Source organism: Chitinophaga polysaccharea (genome assembly GCF_007829335.1).
GTDB lineage: Bacteria > Bacteroidota > Bacteroidia > Chitinophagales > Chitinophagaceae > Chitinophaga > Chitinophaga polysaccharea_B.
The window spans coordinates 236,731-261,818 of sequence record NZ_VIWO01000003.1; the positions used below are offsets into that span (position 1 = coordinate 236,731).

General features: G+C 47.7%; 18 protein-coding genes. 12 read left to right on the forward strand and 6 right to left on the reverse strand.

What is annotated here, in order from left to right; translation table 11 throughout:
- Positions 1-22 precede the first annotated feature (22 nt).
- The 3 genes from FHW36_RS12620 to FHW36_RS12630 all read right to left on the reverse strand — a co-directional run bounded on the left by FHW36_RS12620 (position 23) and on the right by FHW36_RS12630 (position 5,162).
- On the reverse strand, positions 23-3,277 hold the full coding sequence (locus FHW36_RS12620) for a SusC/RagA family TonB-linked outer membrane protein (RefSeq protein WP_186452412.1): 3,255 nt from the start codon (positions 3,275-3,277) through the stop codon (positions 23-25).
- 192 nt (positions 3,278-3,469) lie between these two features.
- Positions 3,470-4,519, reverse strand: a complete 1,050-nt coding sequence (locus FHW36_RS12625) for a FecR family protein (RefSeq protein WP_145668944.1) — start codon at positions 4,517-4,519, stop codon at positions 3,470-3,472.
- An 82-nt stretch (positions 4,520-4,601) separates the two neighbouring features.
- Positions 4,602-5,162, reverse strand: coding sequence for an RNA polymerase sigma-70 factor (locus FHW36_RS12630; protein WP_145668947.1), 561 nt, complete (start codon positions 5,160-5,162; stop codon positions 4,602-4,604).
- A gap of 176 nt (positions 5,163-5,338) precedes the next feature.
- On the opposite strand from FHW36_RS12630, the gene FHW36_RS12635 reads away from it, so the two are divergent.
- The 6 genes from FHW36_RS12635 to FHW36_RS12660 all read left to right on the forward strand — a co-directional run bounded on the left by FHW36_RS12635 (position 5,339) and on the right by FHW36_RS12660 (position 13,211).
- Positions 5,339-7,147: a serine hydrolase gene (locus FHW36_RS12635; protein ID WP_145668950.1), complete on the forward strand. Its 1,809-nt coding sequence runs from the start codon at positions 5,339-5,341 to the stop codon at positions 7,145-7,147.
- 152 nt (positions 7,148-7,299) lie between these two features.
- Positions 7,300-9,075 carry an AMP-dependent synthetase/ligase gene (locus tag FHW36_RS12640; protein ID WP_145668953.1) on the forward strand — a complete coding sequence of 592 codons (1,776 nt, stop codon included), beginning with the start codon at positions 7,300-7,302 and terminating at the stop codon, positions 9,073-9,075.
- Positions 9,076-9,100: 25 nt separating this feature from the next.
- The gene (locus tag FHW36_RS12645; protein ID WP_145668956.1) at positions 9,101-9,937 is read left to right on the forward strand and encodes a helix-turn-helix domain-containing protein; all 837 of its coding nucleotides are present in this window, start codon (positions 9,101-9,103) and stop codon (positions 9,935-9,937) included.
- Between the two features lie 75 nt (positions 9,938-10,012).
- The gene (locus FHW36_RS12650; protein ID WP_145668959.1) at positions 10,013-10,960 is read left to right on the forward strand and encodes a nitrilase family protein; all 948 of its coding nucleotides are present in this window, start codon (positions 10,013-10,015) and stop codon (positions 10,958-10,960) included.
- Between the two features lie 110 nt (positions 10,961-11,070).
- Positions 11,071-12,666, forward strand: coding sequence for a Na+/H+ antiporter (locus tag FHW36_RS12655; protein ID WP_145668962.1), 1,596 nt, complete (start codon positions 11,071-11,073; stop codon positions 12,664-12,666).
- Between the two features lie 29 nt (positions 12,667-12,695).
- Positions 12,696-13,211: a hypothetical protein gene (locus FHW36_RS12660; RefSeq protein ID WP_145668965.1), complete on the forward strand. Its 516-nt coding sequence runs from the start codon at positions 12,696-12,698 to the stop codon at positions 13,209-13,211.
- Here the strand turns inward: FHW36_RS12660 and FHW36_RS12665 are convergent.
- A complete protein-coding gene (locus tag FHW36_RS12665; RefSeq protein WP_145668968.1) occupies positions 13,208-13,663 on the reverse strand; it encodes a hypothetical protein in 456 nt (151 codons plus the stop codon). The genes FHW36_RS12660 and FHW36_RS12665 overlap by 4 nt on opposite strands.
- Positions 13,664-13,803: 140 nt before the next feature.
- Here FHW36_RS12665 and FHW36_RS12670 point away from each other — a divergent pair, with 140 nt between their 5' ends.
- The 4 genes from FHW36_RS12670 (at position 13,804) to FHW36_RS12685 (ending at position 19,964) form a co-directional block, all read left to right on the forward strand.
- Entirely contained in the window at positions 13,804-14,691 is an 888-nt protein-coding gene (locus FHW36_RS12670; RefSeq protein WP_186452413.1) for a LytTR family DNA-binding domain-containing protein, read from the forward strand.
- A 147-nt stretch (positions 14,692-14,838) separates the two neighbouring features.
- On the forward strand, positions 14,839-17,589 hold the full coding sequence (locus tag FHW36_RS12675) for a carboxypeptidase-like regulatory domain-containing protein (RefSeq protein ID WP_145668974.1): 2,751 nt from the start codon (positions 14,839-14,841) through the stop codon (positions 17,587-17,589).
- Positions 17,590-17,607: 18 nt separating this feature from the next.
- Positions 17,608-18,888 (forward strand): parallel beta-helix domain-containing protein, encoded by a 1,281-nt coding sequence (locus tag FHW36_RS12680; RefSeq protein WP_145668977.1) that lies wholly within the window; start codon positions 17,608-17,610, stop codon positions 18,886-18,888.
- A gap of 14 nt (positions 18,889-18,902) precedes the next feature.
- Entirely contained in the window at positions 18,903-19,964 is a 1,062-nt protein-coding gene (locus FHW36_RS12685; protein WP_145668981.1) for an SO2930 family diheme c-type cytochrome, read from the forward strand.
- A gap of 113 nt (positions 19,965-20,077) precedes the next feature.
- On the opposite strand, the gene FHW36_RS12690 is transcribed toward FHW36_RS12685, so the two are convergent.
- Positions 20,078-20,773 (reverse strand): DUF488 domain-containing protein, encoded by a 696-nt coding sequence (locus FHW36_RS12690; RefSeq protein WP_186452414.1) that lies wholly within the window; start codon positions 20,771-20,773, stop codon positions 20,078-20,080.
- Between the two features lie 327 nt (positions 20,774-21,100).
- Here FHW36_RS12690 and FHW36_RS12695 point away from each other — a divergent pair, with 327 nt between their 5' ends.
- Positions 21,101-23,500 carry a TonB-dependent receptor gene (locus FHW36_RS12695; protein ID WP_145668987.1) on the forward strand — a complete coding sequence of 800 codons (2,400 nt, stop codon included), beginning with the start codon at positions 21,101-21,103 and terminating at the stop codon, positions 23,498-23,500.
- 73 nt (positions 23,501-23,573) lie between these two features.
- On the opposite strand, the gene FHW36_RS12700 is transcribed toward FHW36_RS12695, so the two are convergent.
- Positions 23,574-24,050 carry a hypothetical protein gene (locus FHW36_RS12700; protein ID WP_145668990.1) on the reverse strand — a complete coding sequence of 159 codons (477 nt, stop codon included), beginning with the start codon at positions 24,048-24,050 and terminating at the stop codon, positions 23,574-23,576.
- Between the two features lie 56 nt (positions 24,051-24,106).
- Between FHW36_RS12700 and FHW36_RS12705 the strand changes: the two genes are divergently transcribed.
- The gene (locus FHW36_RS12705; RefSeq protein ID WP_145668993.1) at positions 24,107-25,063 is read left to right on the forward strand and encodes a DUF6528 family protein; all 957 of its coding nucleotides are present in this window, start codon (positions 24,107-24,109) and stop codon (positions 25,061-25,063) included.
- Positions 25,064-25,088: the final 25 nt, after the last annotated feature.

Below are 25,088 nucleotides of genomic sequence, written 5' to 3' on the forward strand. Positions count from 1 at the left end.
CTAATCATTTAACAGGAAGAAATTAAAACTGTACCATCGCGCCAAAGGTGTAGGTCTTTGTTTGCGGGTAGGTAACATAGTTGCCGCTGCTTACACGTTCCGGGTCCAGTCCGGGAAATTTGCTGATGGTAAATACGTTGTCGGCAGTGAAATATACGCGGAGCGATTTAATACCTACCTGTTTCAGCATAGGGGCAGGTAAATTATAGCCCAGCTGTACATTCCTCAAACGCAGGAAAGACGCATCTTTTAGGAAATAGGTGGATGCGTAATTCTGTACGGGTTTATAACCATCGGCTACATAAATTTTGGGCATCGTGTTGGTATGATTCGTTGGCGTCCAGCGGTCTCTCCACGCAGTGGTCGGAACAGAGCCCTGTCTGAAGGGTTCTATACCCCAGCCGTTCACATAAATTTTCTGTCCTTCGGACGCATACAGTTGAGCACTCAGGTCAAAATTTTTCCAGGAGGCGCCCAGGTTAATGGCATACTGGAAAGAAGGATATTTTCCTTTGATGTAAGTGCGGTCTTTATCATCAATCACGCCGTCGTTATTGATGTCTTTTATTTTCAGATCGCCGGGAGTAGGTGTGACAGGCTGTTTGGGCGATTTGGCAATTTCATCTGCACTCTGGAAAATGCCATCCCAGGTATACAGGTAAAATTCATCCAGGGGATGGCCTTCTTCCCGGATGGTGGTGCTGCTGATTTCTCTTTTGCCAAATTTCTCCAGCATATTTTTATATGCCTGGAAATTACCGCCTATATACCAGGTGAAATTTTTCCCGATGCGGTCGTTATACTGTACGCTAAATTCCACGCCCTTGTTTCTTACAGCGCCGTTGTTGATAACAGGTGGTTGTAATCCTAACCACAGCGGTACTTGTGAGGTGCGGAGAATATCAAAAGTATATTTATTGAACCAGTCGGCGGTAAAGTTGAGTTTATTATTCAGCGCGGTCAGGTTCAATCCTAAATCCAGTACCCGTGTGGTTTCCCAGGAAAGTCCCGGATCAATGACCTGGCGGCCATTGAAGCCGGTGGCAATGCTGGTGCCAAATACATAAGGCGTATTGTCGAGGGTGGATTGGTAAGGATAGGTACCAATGTTCTGATTACCTAATTGTCCCCAGGATGCTCTTAACTTCAGGTCATTGATCCAGGACACCTCTTTCATAAATGCTGCTGAAGATATTCTCCAGGCGCCGGAGAAGGAATAAAATAAACCCCAGCGCGTGTTGGAAGGCAACCTGGAAGTACCATCGTACCTTACGCTGGCGCCAAACAGGTATTTATCTGCATAGTCATAATTGACATTACCATAAAAGGAGCGGATACCCCATTGTCCTGATGTACCGTTGTTGGCTTGTCCATCTTGTGGCCCGGCATTCAATTCCCGCAGCAGGTTGGTGGGAAACTGCGTACGGCTGGCGCCCAAAGTATCTGCTTTATTCAGCTCCTGCTGATAACCGGCCAGTGCGGATAACTGGTGGTCTCCGAATTTCTTCTTGTAGGTGAATTGGGAATAATACACGGTGTAGAGATACCCCATATTGCCCACGGTGAGGCCGGGAGTACCATCGTCGAGCAATCCGGCGGGACTCATGTCGCTGAAATAATAAGTAGGAATTGTAGGGCGGAAGTCGTTGTACTTGTAGTTGTCGTAGTTCATACCGGCCTTGTTTTCCCATCTCAATCCATCCACGATATCTACATCGAGCGACAGGTTGCCTTGTGCATAGTAGTCGCTTGTTCTTACACGGATATCTTCCTGTACAATGGCCACCGGGTTTTTGTTGCCCAGTTCATTAGAGTAGGCTTTTTTGATCCATTTACCATCTACAGAGGCGGGGTACAGCGGTGATTGTGCCAGCGCAGACAGGAACATATCGCCTGCCCCGTTTTCGGGATATTTTCTGTCGGCATAGCGCATTTGTACATTGGCGCCTACAGTGATTCTTTTATTCACCCTGGAGCTCAGGCCGAGGTCGAGCGTATATTTTTTATAGTCGAAGCCAATCAATACGCCGGGCTGCGTGCTGATGCCCACACCCAGGCTATAGTTGGTATTGTCTTTACCGCCGCTCATGTTCAGGTAGTGATTCTGGGTATATGCGGTTTGGAAAATATCATCCAACCAGTTGTGGTTAGGATATTTAACACGGTCGGTAGCATTTTGATAGAGGTCAATTTGCTGTTGGGTGTAAAGGGGGGCCAGGCCGGAATTGGTGCGGGCTTCATTCGACAACTGCATGTATTCGGCTGAGTTGGTAATGATATCAGGGAGTTTGGCGGCTTTGGAAATACCGAGGTTGTAATTGTAGCTCAAAGAAAAGCCTCCTTTCCCTTTCTTCGTTTTCACCACGATCACGCCGTTGGCGCCGCGTGATCCATAGATAGCAGCAGATGCCGCATCTTTTAGCACCGATACCGATTCAATGTCGTTAGGATTTAAGATGCTCATGTTGCCGGGTAGTCCGTCGATGATCACTAATGGATCGTTGCCGGCGCCACTGAAGGTGCTCACGCCGCGGATCCGCAGTTGCACATTTTCATTGCCTGGTTCGCCCGATCCCTGTGTTACCTGTAAGCCCGGTAGCTGGCCTTGCAGGAGGGAGGCGGGATTGGTGGCTACGCGTTTGTTGAGGTCGGCCCCCGATATCGTTGCTACGGCACTGGTGAGCTTATGTTTTTCCTGGGTGCCGTAGCCTACTACCACTACTTCATTCAACCCGGCCACATCTTCTCTCAGCGTGATAGTGAGCTGGCGCTGATCGCCTACTACTACTTCCTGGCGGAGAAAGCCGATGGCGGAAATAACGAGGACTGCGTTGTCGGGTACTTCCAGTGAAAACAATCCTTCCGGGGAGGTGAGGGCGCCCTGTGTAGTGCCTTTGATCTGTACGGTAATATTGGGCAGGGGATTCCCTTTTTCATCTACCACTTTCCCGCTGATTTTTTTGCTGCGGATTTGTTCTGCAGCGTTTTTTAGCACCACCATATTGTTTTCCAGGATGCTGTAATGTAATCCCGTTTGGTGGGTGATTTCATCCAGCACCGCCTTGATGTCGGCCTTTTCCATGGTGAGTGTCAGCTTGGGTAGCTTTTCTATGTCGCTATTGCTGTAGTAGAAGGTGAAGCCCGATTTTTTTTCGAGATAACGGAATACTTTTTCTGCATCTGCTTTTACAAAGGAGAGCGACAGGTTGTTTTGTGAATATCCGGCTGCCGAAGCCTGAAAGAATAAGAAGAGTAGAACACCAGTAAACTTGAACATGAGTAGCAATTTACTTCCATTACATGGCACTGCAAACGAAATTAGTTTGGTTGCTATTTTCATAACCTGTAGAATTCTTATGAATACTTTTAAAATGTGAAACATGGAATAAAACACCGGGAAATTCCGGGCATAGCTTTCCCACTAGGGAGGTCGCTCCCCAATCATGATAACGTGCATCATAGCTGGATTTTAGTTAATTGTTATGATATCGTCCTGGATGGAATATTTGAATGGCTGAATTTCTTGTAAGATGTTTAATAGTTTTTCTACTGATACGTTGTCGGCGCGGCCAGAAAACCGCAGGCCTGCCAGCTCTGAATCCCGGATAATGATTTTAACGCCATACCAGCGTTCCAGCCGGAGTGCCAGGCTTTGCAATGTTTCATTGCGGAATATCAGCTGGTTATTGATCCAGGCGGTTTCCAGCACATGTGTACTGTCGGCCGTTGAAATAGGCGACAATGGTTGGCGTTCCACTGCCATGTTGTTTGTTTGCTCCCGGGCTACGCCAATATTTCTCCCGGAAGGCGCTGCTCCTGTACGCACTATTACTTTTTCGTTGGGCGCTACTTTGAGCCGCTGTTGCCCCTCTTTTAATATTACCTCCACTGCACCGGATATCACGGCTGTTTCTTCAAAATCTTCCTCTTTATAAGAACGTACATTGAAAGAAGTACCCAGCACCCGGATGTCCATGGTAGCGGCATGGATAATAAAAGGCCGGTTGGCCGCATGTTTAACATCGAAAAATCCTTCCCCGCTCAGGTATACCTCCCGCTGATGCTTATCCATTTTAGCGGGATAACGCAGTGTGCTGCCGGCATTGAGCCAGATGGTGCTGCCATCCGGCAAGCGGATTTTGGTTCGCATCCCCGCATCGGTGCTTACTATTTTATATCCATGCTGTTTCCCGCCATAGAGGTAACCCCATAGGGCGCCGGCACAGCCCAGCATAAATAAAAAGCCCATCAGCATTTTAAGTACCGGCCATTTGCGACGTGGCGGCACAGCTGCCGGAGGCTCCGCAGTAATGGCCTGCGTAACCTTATCCATCAGGCGCGCAGTAGCTTCGTCCTCGTCTTCCGCAGGTTTTCTGCTGAACGAAAGCTGGTTTAGCATCCCCGACCGAAGCCAGTCGCCCGGATGCTGCAATAACAACTCATCCAGTTCTGCCTTTTCCTCATCGGAAATCTCATTGTTCCAATGCAAGGACAGTAACTCCCATAGCCGTTTGGTCATTTATTCAAGATATAATGATTCATGGATATGTTATAAAGACAACACCCAAACAAAAAACAATTAAGCGAAACGAAAAAATTTTTCAGGAGTAGGAGTAGAGGAGGGTAGTGCCCAGGGACAGCCACATTTTTTTCAGGGCCAGGGTCATCTGTACATTTACAGTGGCTTTGGAAATATCGAGCAACGTAGCTACTTCTTCATAGGAGAGCCCTTCTTCTTTTACGAGAACGAATATCTGCCGGCAGCGGGGCGGCAGCGACCGTATAGCAGCCTGTATAAGATCCAGGTGCTCCTTGCTGATCATAATGGCTTCCGGATTGCGGTGGTGGTGGCGGTTCACCTGTATTTCCCAGGCAGCATGCTGGGCCTCGCGGCGTCCCTGACTTTTCAGGTAGTTCAATGCCGTATTTTTAACGGCTTTAAACAGGTAATAACGAACGTTCTGCGGGCAGGCTACCTGTTGCCGTTGCTCCCATACTTTAATAAATACATCGGCTACAATCTCTTCCGCTTCTTCCTCATTACCTACAATACTATACGCGAAATACTTTAATGAAGGCGTAAATGCCCTCATCATTTCCTTAAACGCGGAAAGATCCCCCATGACCCAAAAGGATGTGTAAAGCTGGTTGACGTTGATCATAGCAAAGTGTAAACTAAAGTAACATTTCTTTTAATGCACGCAGTATGGTGGATTACCCATATATAATAGTATATTACCTGAAATAGACATTCCTCCCGGAGGCATTGCTTTATTTAGGTAAACATTAATGTAATTATTAAATAATTCCCGCTAGATTCAGGGAATAATTATACTGCATGAAATTTTCATCCCTTCAGCGCTCCATCGCTAGCCTTGTTTGCCTTGGATTAACAACAACCGCCCATGCGCAGCTATCAGACAGAATTGGCACCCTCTCCAGGCTGGAACCCGCGCTCACACAAATGCTGGCAGAAACCCATACCGCCGGATTCGCTGTTGCCGTTGTAGAAAAAAATAAAGTGGTATATGCCAAAGGGTTTGGCTACCGCGACCAGGCCGCCAGGCTGCCGGTTACTCCTGATACCCGTTTTGCCATCGGCTCCTGTACCAAATCCTTTACCAGCGCGCTGCTGGGCAATCTGCGGCAGCAGGGAAAAGTAGATTTCGATAAACCGGCCACTACTTACCTGCCAGCGCTGCATTTCAATAACCCCGACCTCGACCACCAGTTAACCCTCCGCGATATGATGTGCCACCGTACCGGCTATTCCCGCTATGATATGGCCTGGTACCTGTTTGGCACCGACTCTCGGGATACGCTCCTGAAACGGATGTATTACATGAAGCCCGATTGTCCGCTGCGCGCCCGCTGGCAATACAATAACTTCATGTTTATGGTGCAGGGCATGGTGACAGAGCAGCTTACCGGCAAATCATGGGAACAAAATATCAGCAGCCAGATTTTTGAACCCCTGGACATGCAGGCATCGTCTATCGGTACCGTGGCCTTAGCCGCCGCCCCCGAGCGCTCCCTTGGATACGAGGTAGATGATAAAAACACGATCAAGGAAATGAAATATCATCCCATTACCGCTATGGGCCCGGCAGGCGCTATCAACAGCACGGTAATGGATATGTCGAAATGGCTGATCACCTGGATCAATGGAGGCACCTACAATAAAAAAGAAATTCTCCCGGCCAGCTATGTAAAAGATGCGATTTCCTCTCAAATGGTCGTATCGGGAAACTTGCCGGACAGCAAATCCACTTATTCCCAGTTCCTCAACTATGGCTTTGCCTGGATGCTGTTTTCCTACCGGGGACATTACCGCGTGGAACATGGCGGCAACATAGATGGGTTCACCGCACTGATGGCCTTTTACCCTACTGATAGCATCGGCATCGTGGTACTCAGCAACCAGCAGAATTCTCCCGTGCCTACCCTGGTGACAGACCTGGTTTCTGATCACCTGATGGGTATCAATACCACTAAGAGAGAGAAGCCCAAGCCTAAACAGAACGACGGCCTGGGGCCGGAAAAAGATTCCACCTTTACCCCACACCCGGCGTCCCATCCGTTATCGGCTTTCGCCGGTCAGTATAAGAATGATGCCTATGGGTATTTTGACCTCTATGTAAAAAATGATTCCTTATATGCCAGGTTCCCCTATATCACCTGGTACCTGTACCACGAAAACTATGATATCTTTTCCCCGTTCAATGCGGCCGACTCGGTGATCGATGTGAAATACAAATCCAATATGCGGGTACAATTTCTCCTGGCCACCACCGGCGAAGTGGACCAGCTGCAATTCTCCTTCGATCCCGCTGGCGGGCCGGTTATCTTCGACCGGGTAGGCAAAACGGTAACGCTATCACCGGATACGCTCAGGAAATTTACCGGCCAGTATAAAAGTGAAGGATTCTCTATTACCATTAAACTTGCCGCCAATAACGTGTTGCAGGTGTATGTACCCGGACAACCCACTTTCACGCTGGAAGCGGAAGATGGTCACCTTTTCAGGGTAAAGGAACTAAAGAACTATAAACTGAATTTTGAGGAAGAAGGAGACCAGGTGACGGCAGTAAAATTAATGCAACCAAACGGCACATTCCGCGCGGACCGCGTAAAAGAAGAAAAGTGAAAATTCAGCTAAAGTTTAGCAGGGAATAATTATTTTTGGAAGAATGGCCGGGAGTCAAATACCGGCCCAACTGTTATCACTGTAATCATCCGGATGAGCAGCACCTATACTTATTTATTATCGGTCAGGAGTCCACGAAACAATGTTATCATATGAACAGGTTATTTGATCTGGCCGCAGCGCAGGCCACCGCACGTCCCAACAGCATTATGCTTGCCTCAAAAGTAAATGGCACCTGGCAAACCCTCACTTGCCGGGAAGTAATGGAACAGGCAGCCGCTTTTGCCGATGGATTACTGGAATTGGGGATACAAAATGATGAATTGCTGCCGGAGAAACAAGAGAAAATAGCCCTCGTGTCGCAAAACAGGCCGGAGTGGATTATTGCAGATCTGGGTGTTCAGCAAACCGGGGCCATACTCACGCCCATTTATCCAACGATCAGTCCCACCGAATTTGCACTGATCCTCAACGAAGCAGAGGTACGCATCATGATCTTTGCCGGTAAAGAGCTGTACGACCGCTTCCAGCCAGCGTTTAAAGATATTCCTACACTCACCCATGTATACACGTTTGATGAAGTGCCCGGTGTAAAGCATTGGAAAACACTCACCGCTTCGCCGGCCGGTGAAGCCAAACGAAAAGCTGTATGCGACCGCATTACCGGCGAAACGGTAGCGACCATCATCTATACCTCCGGCACCACCGGTACTCCCAAGGGAGTGATGCTCACGCACCGCAACATTGTGAGCAATGTTATAGGCTCCATGCCGGCATTTTCGTTTGCCCGCAAAGATGATCGCTGCCTCAGCTTTTTACCGCTGAACCACATCTTCGAAAAAACAGTGACGTATATCTATATACAGGCGGGTCTCAGTATTTACTACGCCGAAAGTATGGATACCATTGGAGATAATCTCAGAGAGATAAAACCAATGATATTTACCTGTGTGCCCCGGTTACTGGAAAAAGTGTACGAAAGGATTATGGCAAAAGGCATGGAGTTGAAGGGGATCAAACGGGCGCTGTTCTTTTGGGCAGTCGACTTAGGCAAGCGATATGACAACATAAACCGGGGCAGCATTTTTTATCGCGTGCAGCTGGCCCTGGCCAATAAACTCATCTTTAATAAGTGGCGGGAAGCGCTGGGTGGCAGGGTAGATGCCATTGTGAGCGGATCGGCCGCCATGCAGGAAAAACTTATCCGTATTTTTACTGCCGCCGGTATTATCGTCATGGAAGGTTATGGCCTAACGGAAACCTCACCGGTTATTTCTGTGAACCGTATCGAAAGTAAAGACCGCCGCATTGGCACCGTAGGTACGCTGATCGATGACATAGAAGTAAAGCTGGCCGAAGATGGAGAAATTATTTGCCGCGGCCCCAATATCATGTTGGGCTATTACAAAAAGCCTGAACAAACGGCGGCCGTTATTTCACCGGATGGCTGGTTGGCCACCGGCGATATAGGTGTTTGCGTAGAAAACCGCTTCTTAAAAATCACCGACCGGAAAAAGGAAATCTTTAAAACTTCCGGTGGAAAATATGTGGCGCCACAGGCTATTGAAAATAAGATGCGGGAAAGCCCTTTCATCGCGCAGATGATGATCGTAGGCCCCGGCCGTAAGTTCGTGTCGGCACTGATTGTACCTGGCTTCGACCAGGTGCGGAACCGATTGGCCAGCCAGGGCATTGCGCTACCAGATGATAACCGCGAGCTGATCAAATTGCCGGCTGCCATTCAGCTGATCCAGGAGCAGGTGGACCGCTACAACCCCCTCTTCGGACACGTTGAACAGGTAAAGAAATTTACGCTGCTCCCCGGCGAATGGACCGTCGATAACGGTATTCTCACGCCTAAACTCTCGCTCAGGAGAAAAGTGGTAGAGCAACAATTCGAAAAAGAAATAAACGCCATGTACGAATAAGCTGCCAGCTAAAGTCGCTGTATATTTGCAGCGTTATATGCAGGTACCTCCATCCATAGCGCTATCTGGTTTTATTAAACACTATCTTTTCCTGGAAACGACCACGGAAGCGGTAAAGCAGCTCCGGTTATTTGCCGATGGGCATACGGGCTGGGTATTTTCGTTTAAAGACCGGCTGATCCGCGGATTTACCCCCGACGGTACACCCGCTTATTTACCGGATAGCTTTGTATACGGACAGGTAAATGCTTTCCGTGACCTGTATGGCCATGGACATATTTCCCTGATGATTGTGGTGTTTCACGCACATGCTGTTTACAGCCTGCTAGGCATCCCTTCCGGTGAACTCAAAGACGATATTTTACCAACAGCCGAACTATTCGGTTCTGCCGCAGGAACTTTATATGACAGACTACTCGAACAACCCGATATCTCCGAAAAGATCCGGATGGTGGAAGACTTTTTCGGTACATGGTTGTCGGGGAAAAGTTTTCCGGTGCAGTCGCCCGTAACTGCCGCTATGCGCTTTATTGCCACCAGCAAGGGCCTGGTAACGGTACAGCAGCTTACTCAACTAACGGGCTGCCACGAACGAAAATTGGAGCGGGCATTTACCGCCGGCATCGGCGTTTCTCCTAAACAGTTTGCGGGGATTGTAAAGCTGCATGTATTCCTCCGCTGTCTGAAAACGTCGCCATCTTCCACACACCTTACCTCCCTGGCGTATGATGCGGGTTATGCTGATCAGCCGCACCTGATCCGGGAGTTTAAAAAATATACCGGACTCACCCCTTCTCAATACCGGCACCAGGTACACCCGCTGGCGGTCAACTTCCTGGCGTTTCGGTCACCCGGCGTTTAAGAAAAATGCTTTTGTCGGATTTGTACATTTTTCCCAAAAAGGGAGCCATTAGTTTTGTGCTATAACCAGATAGCCATGAACAATATAAAGATTGCCACCGCGCAGTTTGAGAATAAGAGCGGTGATAAAAGTTATAATCTCTCTGTAATCGAAAAACTGGCGGAGAAAGCCGCCAGCGAGGGTGCCAGCGTCATTGCCTTTCATGAATGCGCCATTACCGGCTACACTTTTGCCCGAAACCTTAGTAAAGAACAAATGCTGGAGCTGGCGGAATTTATACCCCAGGGTCCCAGCATAGCGCGGCTTCAGGAAATAGCCACCCGCCACAATATCGTGGTGCTGGCCGGCTTATTTGAGAAAGATGAGCAACAGCGCCTGTTCAAGGCCTATGTATGTGTAGATAAAAATGGGCTGGTGGCCAAATACCGGAAATTGCATCCTTTCATTAATCCTCATCTTACGCCGGGAGATGCCTATTGCATTTTTGAGATCCAGGGCTGGAAATGTGGTATCCTGATTTGTTATGATAACAATATCATCGAAAATGTGCGGGCCACCCGCTTGCTGGGTGCCGATATCATTTTCATGCCGCATGTAACGATGTGTACGCCTTCCACCCGCCCGGGGGCCGGGTTTGTGGATCCTGTGCTGTGGGAGCGCCGGGAAACAGATCCTACCTCTGTGCGACTGGAATTTGATGGTATGAAGGGGCGCGACTGGCTCATGAAATGGTTGCCGGCACGGGCCTACGATAATGCTGTATACGTAGTTTTTTCCAACCCCATTGGTATGGATGACGACCAGTTAAAAAATGGTTGTGCCATGGTAATAGATCCTTTTGGAGATGTAATCGCGGAATGCCGCACCCTGGGCAACGATATTATTACCGCTACCATCAACCCCGAAAAGCTCACACAGGCGGGCGGTTCCCGGTATATCAAGGCGCGGCGTCCCGATTTGTACCGCGATATAATCGGACAGGAACATGCACCGGAACAAAAGGTGGTATGGTTGAACAAATAATCAATCACCGGCATATGGCTTAGACAAGATTATCTCCCGGAAATACAGTATTTTGGTTATACCCGTCGGGTGTAACCCTGCCGGGAAATATGGTAAAAGCAAGTCGTCATATGCTTACATCGGTCATCGAATATATCCTGCTCGTTTTTATTATCCTGTTTTTTGTACTGCTGGCGCAGCAGCTGAAGATCGCCTACCCGATTGTGCTGGTGCTGGGCGGACTCCTGGTGAGCCAGTTTCATTTTCTCCCTTCCATACAAATCAACCCGGAATTGATCCTGTTGATCTTTTTGCCGCCCTTGTTATATGAAGCGGCCTGGTATACGTCGTGGAAAGAGTTTTGGCGATGGCGAAGAGTGATTGCCAGCTTTGCTTTTCTCATTGTTGTATTTACATCCCTGGTGGTGGCGGTGGTATCGAAGGCGTTGATCCCCGGATTTACGCTGGCACTGGGCTTCCTGTTAGGAGGCATTGTATCGCCTCCCGATGCGGTATCAGCCACTACGATCCTGAAATATGTAAAAGTACCGAAACGGATTTCTGCGATACTGGAAGGGGAGAGTCTGATGAATGATGCCTCCAGTTTGATTGTATTCAGCTTTGCCAAAACAGCGGTGATGACGGGCGTATTTGTATTTCACGAGGCGTTGGGAAGCTTTGTGGTGGCCATTGTAGTAGGAGTGGTCATTGGGCTGGCGGTGGCGGTGGTATACTATGGTATTCATCGCTGGTTGCCTACCAGCACACAGATGGATGTAGTATTGACACTAACGGCGCCTTATGTGATGTACATCGCGGCAGAATCGCTGCATGGTTCCGGCGTACTGGCAGTTGTCAGCGGGGGACTTTTCCTCTCCTCCCGCAGCATACGTATCCTTAATTACCGCAGCCGCCTGCAGGGCGCTAATACATGGGCTACGCTGGGGTTCCTGTTGAATGGACTCGTGTTTATGCTCATCGGGTTGGAGCTGCCTGTTATTATCCGCGAGCTGGGAACCGTGAGCATAGGCGCCGCTATTAAATATGGTTGTATCATTACAGTCGCCCTGATTGTAACGCGCTTGTGTTGCACGTTGGGCGCTTCGGTGTTCACGGTATTTATCAGTCGCTATATTACCACCGCCGACAACCGCCCGGGCTGGAAAGGCCCCATCATTATTGGCTGGGCGGGCATGAGGGGCGTGGTGTCGCTGGCGGCGGCCTTGTCTATCCCGGTGTTGATGAACAATGGTCAGCCTTTTCCGCAACGGAACCTGGTATTGTTTATCACGTTTACGGTAATCCTGCTCACCCTGGTGGTACAGGGGCTAACTTTACCCCTGGTGATCCGTTGGGTGAAGATGGAAGACCCTGATAAGGTATGGTCTGCCGAAGAGCAGGAAGAAAAGATCCGCGAAGCGCTGGTGGATCATAGTATTCAATACCTCGATGCATACCATACCAGCGATATGCAGGCCATCGTGGAGCTTCAGGATCTGCGGACCGACCTGGCTGCCGGTAAGGCAATTGCCATCCGGCACAAACGGCCGGGGATGGACCATGAAGGATATAAAAATGTATTCCTGAAAATGCTGGATCACCAGCGCCATGTATTGCATGAGTTGAATAAAGACCCGCATATGGAGCATGAAATTATCCGGAAATACCATGAGCTGGTGGATATTGAAGAAGAATTGCTGAGGATGAAGTCGGAAGAAAGCGAATAGAACTCCCGCATAAATAGTACCTTGCCCGCATGAAAATGAGTCATTATCTCCGGCAGGGAAAGTCTGAAAATTACCAGGACGCAGAAGCGAAAGGATTGCTGAAAGCCGGTGAGGTAGCAGCGTTGCTGTCGAAGCGTTTTAATACGAAGATCGCGGCAAAGGAGCTGGAAGTATTTGCCTCCGAATGGCATCATGCCGGCGTATTTAAGCGGGCAGCTTCCGGTAAGCTGGGTGGGCGCCGGGTTTACTTCTTTTCAGCCACCGATATTGATCAGATCTCCCTGGAAAAAATACAGGCCAACAGGGTGACCGCCGCCAGCAAGCCTGCACCCGATACCCGGGTGGTACAGGGTTGGTATCCCCAGTTTTTTCGTATGACCGACCCCGTTACCCATAAAACATTTTCCAAACCATTTATCGGGATCTATAAAGGACGGGCCGACAAAGCGCCTAAAGGCTTTACACCATTGGATGATAAAGCTTTTGCTGCGGCAGAAATACAGCGGGGTAAAGCACTGCGACCAGGAGAAGTACCGGTTTTTTAAGGCCGCATCACTTTTCGTCGTATCTGCTGGTATTGTGCTGTAAACAGGTGGGGCGACAACCGTTGTTCCAATAACAGCAATATTTCTTTGTATTGTCGTTTTAGAAACATGCTACGGGTAATTGTCAGCTTTTTATCGCCATAAAACAGGGTAACCTGTGGCTCCATAAATTTCCCCACTTCCGTCATTTCTATTTTATGAATTTCGTTCCAGGGGGCATGATGAGGGAACCATCCGCCGGTAAAGTCCAGCGACGTTTCGGAAAAAGTGAGCTTCAGCCGGGTATAGGCAAACATTGACCAGGCAAGTAGCAGGCAGGCAAACGTGATAAAGATGAACAGTGGCGATTCATTGATCTGGGAAATGGCATAGCCGGTCATGGCCAGCATTACTACGCTCATGACAAGGCAGGTGATCCTGAAAAAAGCGGGTATCCGAAATTCCCTGTTCATTTACGATGGGTTTAAATCTGCCTGTAAGATAATATCTTATATATTTGCGTCCTCAAAAAATGCAGCCATTACAACGGGGAGCCGCTGCGTTCTGATTACAGCTTTTTTACTTATCTTAAATGAAGAAAATCATCCACGATATGAAAAGCATACCTACTTTGCCACTGCTGTCGAAATATGTTGCAGAGCAACCGCGCTTTACTTTACTGGATCCCATTGCCAACAGGATGATCCTGGTTGCTTTTAGCAGCATTTTCAGCTTCCTGTTTATGTATATTTTTCTGCCTTTTAATATTAACATCTGGTATGAAGGTCAGCACCTTGCCCTGATGCCCCTGTTCCTGATTTTTACTTTATGCGGGGTAGCAGTACTCTGTGTCACCCAGTTTGCCCTGGCAGGCTGGAAAGTGCGCAGGAAGTTAACCAATGCCACCTATGGCTGCTGGTTTTTGGGAGAAGTATTGCTGGTGTCACTGCTGGTTACCATCGTAAACGTGTCTATCACGGATACTTTCTTTTTTACCTGGACAGAATTTGTCAATACCCTCCGTTATACCTCCCTGATTTTTCCATTACCTTATTGTATAGCCCTGCTTTGGTTTTTTACCAGGGAGAAAATAGCACAGCTCAAAAGCCTGGAGAAAGATAAAGACCAGGTAGGGGTGAAAACGGAAGAAAGCTGCATCCTGATCCGCGATGAACATGATAAGCCTGTATTAACGCTGCATCCTGGTAAGCTGCTGCTGGTAAAGGCAGAAGATAATTATGTACAGGTGTATTACCTGTCGGGTAACCAGGTTTGTAAAGAGCTGGTGAGAACATCCCTGAAGAAACTGGAAAGTTATTTATCGCCCCGGCATTTTGTGCGGGCACACCGTTCTTACCTCGTGAATATTACCAAGGTGGTGCTTTTTAAGAAAAATACAAAAGGACATTACCTGGAGCTGGAGGGATTACATGATCTCCCGGTACCGGTATCGGCTACCTGTTTGCCGGTGTTCCAGGAACGATTCACCCCGGCCACCTGATTTCTACCCCTAATAGCCCTGTTTTCGCCCCAAAGTCTTACCTGGTAACACTTCCCCTTTCGGTATTTTATTAATATCGCTGTATCACACATTGCCTTTCATTGCCCACTAAAAATTAACAACCAAGCCATCTAAATCGTTCTGCCGATGTTTAAATCCACTTTTATAAGTATGGTTTGCCTGTTCGGGTTGCAATTTGTTGCTACCGCACAGATTGTCATTTCAGGAAATGTTCGGAACAGCGTAACCAAAGAAGTAGTACCTGTAGTATCTGTTACCATGAAAGAAGCCCCCAACGGCGACTATACCAACGACCAGGGGAACTTTAAGTTCTCCACCCGGAAAACATATCCTGTTACCCTTATACTGTCATCGGTTGGCTTTGAAACAAAGGAAATCACCGTTTCCGGCCCCGGTTTCCAGCGGGTGGAATTATCACCTGCCTCGGTATTGGGTAAGGAAGTGGTGGTTTCTGCCAGCCGCTTTGTACAAAAAAAGATTGAGTCGCCCGTCACCATCGAAAGGATCGGTACCAAAGACATTATCAACTCCCCGCAACCCAGCTATTATAACATGATCCAGGGCCTCAAGGGAGTAGACGTGACCACCTCCAGCCTGCTGTTTACCACTATCACCACCCGTGGCTTTAACACCAGCGGTAACACCAACTTTACCCAGATTGTGGATGGGATGGATAATCAGGCCCCCGGGCTCAACTTTCCCATCGGCGCTATCATCGGGCTCACAGAGCTGGATGTGGATAACCTGGAAGTGCTCTCTGGCGCCTCATCCGCCCTGTATGGCTCCCGCGGACTAAACGGCACCATGGTGATGACCGGTAAAGACCCGTTTAAATACCAGGGGCTCAGCGCCCAGATCACCCAGGGCGTAAATCATGTAAAAAAAAGGAAGTCTAACGACCCGTTGGGACCTTCGCCCTACTACGACTGGACCGTGCGCTGGGGAAAGAAAGTGAACGATAAGTTTGCGTTTAAAATAAATGTACAGTACACCCAGGCGAAAGACTGGATGGCCAACGATACTACGAATACCAATGGCCCCGGTGGCCCGCGGCAAGATCCTAACTACAATGGCGTAAACATTTACGGCAGCAAGACCTCCGTTGACATTAACCCCTTCCTGGAAGGCGCCCTGGCGCAAGTGCCGGAACTGGCGCCTATTATCAACCCCATGCTGGCAGAAGGCAGCCACTATGTGGCCCGCACCGGCTACCCTGAATATGGTTACCTGAGCAGCGATGCCAAAATGTTTAAAGCCAACGTAGAACTCCGCTATAAAATAAAGCCTAAGCTGGAAGCTATTTTATCCGGTACCTATGGCCAGGGTAACGCGGTATACAGCAATGATACCCGTTATGCGCTGACCGGCTTTCACCTGGGGCAATACCGGGCAGAACTAAAGGCCGAACACTGGTTTGTTCGTGCCTATACCAGTCGCGAAAACTCCGGGCACACCATCATTGCCATGCCTACGGTGCAGCTGCTCAACGAAGCCTGGAAGCCCAGCTACAACGCTAATACCGGCGATGGCTGGTACCCGCAGTATACCAGCGCTTTGCTGGAAGCCATGTCGCAGGGCAAAAGCTACCTCGATGCCAGCAATATGGCCAGGGTATTTGCCGACCAGGGCCGGCCCGACGCCGGCAGCCCCCAGTTCCTGCACCTGAAAGACAGTATCTCCAGTATCCCGACGTCGAAAGGAGGGACCCTGTTTACCGACCGAAGCCGCCTGTTCAACACAGAAGTACAATACAACTTTACCCACCTGGTGAAGTTTGCGGAGCTGATTGCAGGGCTCAACTATCGCCTGTACCGGCTGGACTCCAAAGGCACTTTATTTCCCGATAATGATGCCCCGATCGATGTAGCAGAATACAGCGCTTATGCCCATCTCACCAAAAAAGTAATACACGATAAACTCAGCCTGGCGGCGGCATTCCGGTATGATAAAAATACCTTGTTCGCCAAACCCCGCATCACCACCCGGGTATCGGCCGTACTAGAAGTAAACAAGGAAAGTTTCATCCGCTTCTCTTACCAGAATGCCTATAGCTTCCCTTCCAATATCCAATCGCTGCAAAGCACCCTGATAGACTATAACAGCTTCGCTTCCGGGGGCTCCGACCGTTTACTGAATGGCGTGTATCATTTTGATAAATACCCGGCTTACACCCTGAGCAGCGTAGATTCTTTCCAACATAGTAAAAATCCGGCCGACCTGAAACAGTTTCAACTGAAAGATATCCGGCCACAATCCGTAGATGCGTTTGAGTTGGGATACTCTTCCCTGATTGCGGGCAGGGTATTAATTGATGTATTGGGATACTACTCCACCTGGAAAAACTTTATCGGCTATGTAAACGTGGCCAACACGCCGGGCACCGACGATCCGCAGGCATTCCTGGACCACAGCAAATATATTCAATACAATATCGCCTATAATGGCGCTGAAAAAGTAAATACCTATGGCTATGCAGCCAGCGTGAGCATCGATTTCTCCCACCACTTCCTGGGGAAGGTCAATTTCTCGTCCGACTTCCTCAAGAACCGGAACAACAGCCAGGTAAACAATTTCAACACGCCTAACTATAAATTCAATGTAGATTTTGGTAACACGGGCTTTGGTAAGAAAGAACGTTATTCTTTCAATACTACCTTCCGTTATCGCCCGGCTTATTTCTACCAGATAGGCTTCGGAAGCGGTACGGTACCAGCTTCTGCAGTGATCGATGCCCAGGTGAGCTATCGCTTGCTCCAGGCACATTCCACGATCAAGCTGGGCGGTACCAACCTTACCAATACGTATTACAGGAATGGCTTTGGTAGTCCTGCTATTGGCGGTATGTACTATATCACTTTTGCGTACAATGTTTTCTGATAATAAAATATAAATTACATGAAACGATACACACACTACCTGTTGTTGTTATCCTTGCTGGCGGCCTGTAAGGGGCCGGAAGTAAAAGATGCCGGAGATGCCGGCGGTTATAAGAAACAGCTGAGCTTTGGTCCCGGAGACGAAACGAAAATAGCGGAAGCATTGCTGACGCTCATCGACAGCAGCAATATTACCCTGAAAGAGGGACTGTACAAATTTGATAACCTGAGCATTGCCCAGCTAAAACATATTAAAATACAGGGTGCTGGTCCGGATAAAACGATCCTCGACTTTTCGGCGCAAAGCCAGGGTGGGGAAGGTATCCGGGTTACCGATGTAAAAGGGTTTACCATCGATGGCCTTACCCTGCGGGATTCCAAAGGTGATCTGATCAAGATCAACAAAAGCGAAAATGTGGTAATCACTAACCTGCATGCGGTGTGGTCGGTATCAGATTCCACTACCGGCGGATATGCTATCTACCCGGTAATGTGTAAAAATGTATTGGTAGAAAACTGTTATGCGCAGGGCGCTTCTGATGCCGGTATTTACGTAGGGCAAACCGATAGCGCCATTGTACGTAAATGCAAAGCCTATAAGAATGTGGCCGGCTGCGAAATCGAAAATACTTCCCACGCAGAAGTATATGACAACGAATTTTGGGGAAATACCGCCGGCTTCCTGATTTTCGACTTGCCGGATTTATCTAAACGGGGTGGTTTTGTAAAAGCATACAACAACTATTTTCACGATAACAACGAACGTAATTTCGCCAAATCCGGTAGCTTTGGTTCTACCTGGGGTGTTGGTAACGCAGCTCCCGGTAGCGGGGTGGTGATTTTAGCCGCTTCTGATATCGACCTCCATCACAATCGTATTATCAATAACAACTCCAGCGCTATTTCTGTAGTATCCGGATTTTTTATCGATGAAAGTGCAGGATCAAAGATCAATGATCACTATTTCCCGATTCCGCGCAATGTGCATATCCATGATAATACTATGGAAGTGGCAAATGCGTTTCCTCCGGCTGTTTATGAGCACCATACCGGTAAAATACTGGTAGGTATTGAGCAGCAGCTGAATGCCATGGATCCGTCCCGCAAAAATGCCCGTTTGCCATTTATTACCTACGATGGCATTACCACCAATCTGCTCACAAAAGGCACAGCAGTGAACCCGGACTCGCTCTGTATTCAGCAGCAGGGGCCCAATCTATTTGTGAATGTCGATGCGCTGAATATGAAATCGAAGACCTGGCATCCCAGCACGGATGTGACACCTTATGTTTGTAAATAAATTTTTTTCGGGAGATGAGGAAGCTTTGCTTATTGATATTGTGTGTAATACTGTGGCTGGCCGCTGTGCAGAGTTGCCAGCAACGCCCGGCGCCTGCTGTGGTGGCCGGACTGTTTCAGTTTAAAGATAAATTGTCGGACTACGGCTTTTTTACCGGCGCATTGAAAACACTGACTCCCCGCGAGGGCGTAGTGAATTATGAATTAGCCACGCCACTGTTTACCGACTATGCGGTGAAAGATCGCTTTGTAGTTGTGCCGGAGGGAAAACAAATCCGTTATACCGATCACGGTGCACTGGATTTTCCTGATTCGACTTTCATCATTAAAAACTTCGCTTACACCAGTCCCGCGCACGAAAAGGTGATGATAGAAACCCGGCTCCTGTTTAGGGATCCGGCCGATCATCAGTGGAAAGTGATGAATTACCTCTGGAATAAAGACCAGCAGGATGCCGGCAAGTGGATACTGGGTAAGAAAATCCCGATCACCTTCCTGGACGATAACGGGCACGAGCAGTCGACTGTATACCAGATGCCCAATACCAACGATTGTAAACGCTGCCATATCAACAACAGCGTGCTTACACCCATTGGCCCCAAGGCGCGTAACCTCAACTACGTACGTCATGGACAAACGGCCAACCAGTTGCAGGAGTGGGCCAGTAATAGACTACTGGCGGGTTTGCCTGCCCCGGATAAAGTGCCGCAACTGCCCGATTGGAAAGACAGTGTACACTTTAGCGTGAGTCAGCGTGCCCGCGCCTACCTCGACGTAAACTGTGCACATTGCCATACCAAGGGTGGTGATGCCTATAATACTGGTCTATTCCTGGAATATGAACAAACCGGGGCCGATCACCTGGGTATGATGAAATCGCCGGTATCGGCAGGTGGCGGCGCCGGCGGCCTCGACTACGACGTGATCCCCGGCGATGCACAACACTCCATCCTGGTATACCGGATGAATAGTACCGAGCCTGGTACGGCCATGCCAGAACTGGCCCGCACGGTGATTCATAAAGAAGGAGTGGCGTTGATCCGGCAGTGGGTAAATGAGATGAAGCCGGGGCATTGAGAGGGGCGGTAGAAATAGATTGGAAATCGCTTGCGTTGGTAACGCAGGCGATTTTTCCTCAGGTTATAAGAAAGAGCGTTAGTAGAGTTAAAACAAGGAACCCTGTATTTCTTTTAAAGGGTAAAAAATGCCGATGGATCATCATAGTCTTTCTGCGATTTTAATTCTTGCCGCTGTTCAGAAACAATTCCTACTTCCGGAATATGGATGTATGCTATTCCTACACTTTTACATGAATTCACTAACTGGCTTTTACTAAAGCCATATTTCATACTAAGTGGATTGTTTCTAACGTCTACCAGTACTTTAACATCATTAAGAAGGAGTTTATTGAGGTATTCTTCCAATGTAATACCTTCATATCCGATAGTATATAAAATAGTGCGGTTGCTCTGGGGCCTATGCTGCCGAACTATTCTTAAGTCATCTTCTGCTAAGTATCTATCAGCAATTTCGCTATTAATTGCGTAAAAAGGATACTTACTGTAGGTGTATTTAATCAGGTCTTTATAGTTCTTCTTACCATGCAATAAAAACAATTGATTTAAAGCCCTTTTATCGGTTTCCTTTAATTGAATGATATAATCGGCTTTGTCAATTTTTTTTATTCCGTGACTATCCAGGACAACTTGTTCATACTTTGTCATAGTGGATATATCAGCCATTGCTTGAAATGAAAAGCATCCGAATTTATAAGGAACAAAGTGGTAATCTGGGCGCTCTTGCATCTTAGTTAATAATAAGAGGAATTTTTGAAAGCTGGTTTTTCCTAAAGAGCCTTCAAATTTTTGCAATAAAGCCAGTACCAATTTCCTTCTATAAAACATTGTACAAATATGCAATTACTAAATAAATTAGCATAATTTATTTAAAGCTGTTGACTTTAAAAAGTATGATAAATCGTTCTATCATTAAAAGCCTAATGGATAGGCTTATTTAATAATATGCTTTGTCCTTAAGTAACTTCCCGTTTTTTAAAATATAAATTATTATTTTTTGTAAATAATTGATTATTAATAATAATCATTTTCCTTATCGTAAAACTCCCTATTTTTTTCCCGATTGCGTAAATCATTTTCCCGATCTGATACACCAAACAAACTGAATCGCTGCAACTTTGCGAAAAATATTAGTAGTTGAAGCATTTATACTTTATTCTCAGCCTCATTTTAATAAACCTTACTGTACTGGCGCAAAATGGCACCGTTAAAGGAAAGATCACTTCTGCAGATGGCCAGCCAGCCAGCTTTGTCACCATTGGATTAAAGGATACCAAGAAAGGCGCCCTCACCGATGAAGAAGGTCAATTTATCATCAAAAATGTAAAGCCAGGTAATTACGTCCTGGTGGTTTCCTATACCGGTACTAAAACCCTCCACAACAACATTACCGTGGCTGCCGATGAGGTAACCGCCCTGCACCTGGCCCTGGAAGCAACTTCCAGCCAGCTGAATGAAATTGTGGTAGATGGTACAAGAACCCGCACCATCAATAAAAAGCCAGTGAGCATCGGTAAATTACCGGTACCTGTGATGGACCTGCCCCAGAGCGTGGCTATCATTGGGCATGAAGTATTGGAAGACCAGCAGTCGCAACGCATGAGCGACGTGGTGAAAAATATCAACGGCGTATACATGGCCTCCACCCGCGCAGGTACCCAGGAAGCTTTCAACGCCCGCGGATACGCATTTTCTTCTACCAATATGTTCAAAAACGGCGCCCGCGTGAACTCCGGTGCCATGCCGGAAATGAGCTCCCTGGAAAGAATAGAAGTGCTGAAAGGCAGCGCCGCCATCCTCTACGGCAACGTAGCACCAGGAGCAGTGATGAACATGGTAACCAAACAACCTAAATTTAACTTCGGCGGAGAAGTAAGCCTCAGAGCCGGTAGCTTCGGACTGCTGAAACCAGCTTTCGATGTATATGGTCCAATCTCCCAAAAAGTAGCGTTCCGCGTAAACGGCACCTTCGAAACCGCTGATAGTTACCGCGATCAGGTACACTCCAAACGTTACTATATCAACCCCTCCCTGTTGTTTAAGCTGAGCGACCGTACCGAATTAGTCGTACAGGCCGACTACCTGAAACACGACTTTACACCAGACTTCGGTATTGGTTCTATCTCCGATACGGCGATCATGAAAGTACCGCGCAATACCTTCTTTGGAGAAAGCTGGCAATATGCACATACCCAACAAACTACTGCCTCTGCCAATATCCGTCATAAGCTGAGCAAAGACTGGTCACTGAACGGTATCGTGTCTTACTCTAAGTACCAACGTGATTACTACGCAATAGAAAGAATACAGGTTCAGTCCGACGGTAAATACAGACGCCTGCTGGGCAGAAATGCTACCAACGAAGATTATTATTCCGGTCAATTGGATCTTACCGGTAAAGTAAGAACTGGTTCCCTGGAACATACTATCCTCGCCGGTGTGGATGCCGACAGATACCTGACCGGCACTTATGCTTACAGCGTACCTACTGTATTACCAGGTAAAACAGGTGTTTATGATAGTATCAATGTGTTTGACCCGGCTAAATATAACCGCAGAACCGATCTGCCTTCCTCTGCACTTAGCACCGTTACCAATAACCCAATCAACAGGGTGGGCGTATATGTGCAGGATTTAGTCAGCATTTCAGAAAAATTGAAAGTACTGGCAGGCGTTCGTTACTCTTATTTGCAAACAGAAGCTACAGCAGCATATAATTTTAAGGGTGGTAAAACAGTAGGCAAAGGAAAATATGACCAGGCATTTTCTCCCCGTTTTGGTATCGTGTATAAGCCAATAACTAATACAGCCATCTTTGCCAGCTATTCAACTTCTTTTACACCTAATACCGGAAATGATATATACGGTGAAACCCTGAAGCCTTCTATCATCAGCCAGTATGAAGCAGGTGTTAAAAACGATTTCTTCAATGGCTTACTGTCTGTAAATGTAACAGCTTATCGCATCCGGAATAATAACTACGCACAAACGGCGCCTTACCTGAAAGATGGTGTAACGCAGAATAACAACACGCTTATCAAAACGTTGATTGGTGAAACCCTGAGCCAGGGCGTAGAGCTGGATATCGCCGGCCACCCGCTGCCAGGACTGGATGTAGTAGCCGGTTATAGCTACAACAATATGACCATCGAAAAGACGGCTGGTCTGAAAGGCAGCTCTATAGAAGGAGAACGCCTGGTAGGTAACCCTAATCATACTGCCAACGCCAGCGCCTTCTATACTTTACAGCAAACTAAACTGAAAGGACTGAAATTCGGTGCAGGATTTTATTACATTGGTCAGCGTTATGCAGGTTGGAATAATACCGTAGGTCAATCACAGCAATTCAGCCGCCTGATTTCTGTGCCAGGTTTTTCTACCCTCGACCTGAGCGCCGGGTACAACTTCAAACGTTTTGCAGTGATGGCCAAAGTAGCTAACGTTACCAATACTTACAACTACTACGTACACGAAAACTACAGCATTAACCCGATACCACCTACCCAGTTTACCGGAACGGTATCCTATAAATTCTAAAGGAATGTAAAAACGCGACAGCCGGTCCTTTTAAAAGGACCGGCTGTCGCGTTTTATAGAAGATGTCAGTAAGTTATTTACACTCGCCCGCTACCAGCGGAATACTATCAAACTTCAATTTATCATTATCCAGGTTAAAAACAGGTTGACCGAGGCGGTCCATACTCTCCGGCAGGGCTTCATAGGCCTGTTGCCCGGAAATCTTAAAAATAGCCGGCCTGGAGCTTTCTACCCCTTCACTGAAGAAAGTATACTTACCCCGGATAATCCCGTTGTGCAGCACGCCATTGAATTTGCCGGTATTTTTATCTTTCTCAAAGAAATTATAAAGGAGCGCACCGGTAGCTACGCTATCGGAAAAGGAGATGCTGAGCTGGATAGTATCTCTGCCCACCGCTTTGGTGTAACAATGAGTGGTATTCTTTTCTTCAGCGGGTGCGGCGGTAGTCAGTGTATCCGTTACCGTAGCGGCCTGTTTGGACGCCTGTTGCTGGCAGGAGGATATCAGCATGTCTGCTGCCAGTACCAGTAAGATAATAGGTGTTTTCATACCCTTAAATTAACACTATTTTATTTCCCGGAAAGAAATTGTAATTATGTGGCATCATGAAAAAACTTATCTGCTCCTGGTTATGCTGCCTGCTGGCGGTTACCTGCTTTGCCAAATATGAAAACCTGTCTGATACTGCATCTACCGTGGCCAATTGTCATAAATGTATAGTGGTGGCGGAACAATCGCAACATCGCATCGTGATTGTAAATATCACTACCGGCGCCACGATCTGGGAGTGGAAACCAGAATTATCCAATATCCAGCCTGCGCACGTTAAATGGTTCAGCAATCCCAGCGACGCTAAAGTGGTATATAATAACCAATACATTTTAACCAATGCTTCCGGCGGGGGCGTAGCCCTTATCCGCATTGCAGATAAGAAAACCGTGTTTTATGCCTATGCCGGTGGTAATACGCATTCGGTGGAGCTGTTGCCCGATGGCAATATCATAAGCGCCTCCAGCACCGGTAATTACCTAATGCTGTTCAGAACAGATACCCTTCACTATCCTGATGGCGTTTATGCGAAAAAGATACCGGTAGCTTTTGGGCACAATGTGGTATGGGAGGCTACCGGCAAACGGCTGTGGACGGCCGCTATGGATACCATGCATGTATTCAGTTATAATTTCAACTGCCAGGCCCCTGACCTGACGCCGGAAGCAGCTGTAGCCATCCCGGGGACGGAAGCGCATGACCTGTTTCCTATATATGGTAAAAATGGTTTATGGCTAACGAACACGACCAACGTATATACTTTCGATGTAAAAACCCGGAAAGCCACGCAGGCGCCGGTATTACAGCACGATATTAAAAGCGTATCCTCCGGACCAGCCGGTTACCCGGTGCTCCTGGTAAAACCCAAGGAATCGTGGTGGACAGACGAAGTGATAGATGCCAGCGGGCATACCGTCTTCTCCCAAAAAGGCTGGAAAATTTATAAAGCGAGATGGGTATTGCCCAATACCTTCAGCTACCCGGCCCATGATCAGCTGCATCTTTGCCGCTAAGGCGCGCCAAATTTAATTTTCGTAC